Origin of the sequence: Yoonia sp., from assembly GCF_030731595.1 — a bacterium.
Taxonomy (GTDB): domain Bacteria; phylum Pseudomonadota; class Alphaproteobacteria; order Rhodobacterales; family Rhodobacteraceae; genus Yoonia.
In genome coordinates this window covers 1-1928 of sequence record NZ_JANQTS010000134.1, presented here as the reverse complement: position 1 = coordinate 1928, position 1928 = coordinate 1, and the positions used below count along the sequence as shown (strand labels likewise).

At 57.5% G+C, this 1928-nt stretch carries 1 pseudogene; it reads left to right on the top strand.

Annotation, left to right across the window (positions count from 1 at the left end):
- Nucleotides 1–1602 (top strand): annotated as a pseudogene (locus NWQ23_RS15540) (vitamin B12-dependent ribonucleotide reductase); the annotation flags it as partial.
- Nucleotides 1603–1928: the final 326 nt, after the last annotated feature.

Here is a 1928-nt window from a genome sequence, read left to right as displayed (position 1 = left end):
GACTTTGCGCTGGTGAAGTTCAAGAAGCTGGCCGGTGGCGGGTATTTCAAGATCATCAACCAGTCCGTGCCAGCGGCCCTTGAAAAGCTGGGCTATGGATCGGCGCAGATCGAAGAGATCATTGCCTATGCCGTCGGTCATGGTTCCATCGGGCAGGCGCCGGCGATCAACCACACATCCCTGATCGGGCATGGGTTCGGACAGGCGGAACTGGACAAGGTCGAGGGGGCTTTGGGCTCTGCCTTTGACATCCGCTTTGTCTTTAACCAGTGGACGCTGGGCGAGGATTTCTGCACCAAGACGCTGGGTATCCCTTCCGAAAAGCTGAATGATCCGACCTTTGATCTGCTGCGTCACCTCGGCTATTCCAAGAAAGACATCGAGGCGGCGAATGATCACGTCTGCGGAACAATGACGCTGGAAGGCGCACCTTACCTCAAAGAAGAGCACTACAATGTCTTTGATTGCGCGAACCCATGCGGCAAAAAAGGCAAGCGTTATCTGAGTGTTGACAGCCATATCTATATGATGGCCGCTGCACAGTCGTTTATCTCGGGCGCGATCTCCAAGACGATCAACATGCCCAATGATGCGACCATCGAAGACTGCCAGAAAGCCTATGAGCTGTCATGGTCCTTGGGTGTGAAGGCCAACGCGCTGTACCGTGATGGATCGAAACTGTCCCAGCCTTTGGCGTCGGCCCTCGTCGAGGATGATGAAGAGGCGATGGAGGTGCTTGAAAGCGGCAACCACCACGAAAAGGCCGCCGTTCTGGCCGAAAAGATCGTCGAAAAGATCATCATTCAGGAAATCCGCAACCGCGAACGCGAGAAGATGCCGCAGCGGCGCAAGGGCTATACCCAGAAGGCCATCGTGGGTGGGCACAAGGTTTACCTGCGCACCGGCGAATATGAAGACGGCAGCCTGGGCGAGATCTTCATCGACATGCATAAAGAGGGTGCAGGCTTCCGGGCGATGATGAACAACTTCGCCATCGCGGTGTCCGTTGGTCTGCAATACGGCGTGCCGCTGGAGGAATTCGTGGATGCCTTTACCTTCACCAAGTTCGAGCCCGCAGGCATGGTCCAAGGCAACGACAGCATCAAGAATGCCACTTCGATCCTTGATTATATCTTCCGCGAACTGGCTGTGTCCTACCTCGACCGCACCGATCTGGCGCATGTAAAGCCAGAAGGCGCGTCGTTCGACGACATCGGGCGCGGCGAGCAGGAAGGCGTGTCCAACATCCAGACGCCCACGGAAAGTGCTGCATCGCGTTCGCTGGAAGTGCTCAAGCAGATTTCATCGACAGGCTATCTGCGCAAGCGGATGCCGCAGGATCTGGTCGTGCTGCAAGGCGGCATGGGCGCCACGGCCTTGGCCACCGGCACCGATACGGTCGCTGCCCTGCAAACACTGATGCCATCGTTGAGCGAGAGCATTGTGGCGACAGGAACGGCCACCACGATCTCTGCCCGCGACAAGGCAAAGATGCAGGGCTACGAGGGCGATCCTTGTGGGGAATGCGGCAACTATACGCTGGTGCGCAACGGGACTTGCATGAAGTGCAACACCTGCGGTGGGACCAGCGGGTGCAGCTAAGATTTTTCCCCGAAAAATCTTAGGCGCGCAGAAGGAATTTCTCCGAAATTCCTCCGCGCTCACAGAGCTTCAGAGCGGGTGAGCCTGCTCTGGCGCGGATCAGGCCGCAGGCAAATAAACCGGGCGGTACACAATGAGTGAGCTTGATCAGCGAAACTACGGGAGGGCTTCGGTCCTCCCTTTTTTATGGAGCGCGAGGGGTGAGGCGGACTCCGTGATTGGCTGCGCCATTCACTCTGTCCGCGGTCGGCGAATGCGGAGCATTCACCGGTGATCAGCGAAACTACGGGAGGGCTTCGGTCCTCCCTTTTTTATGGAGCGCGAGG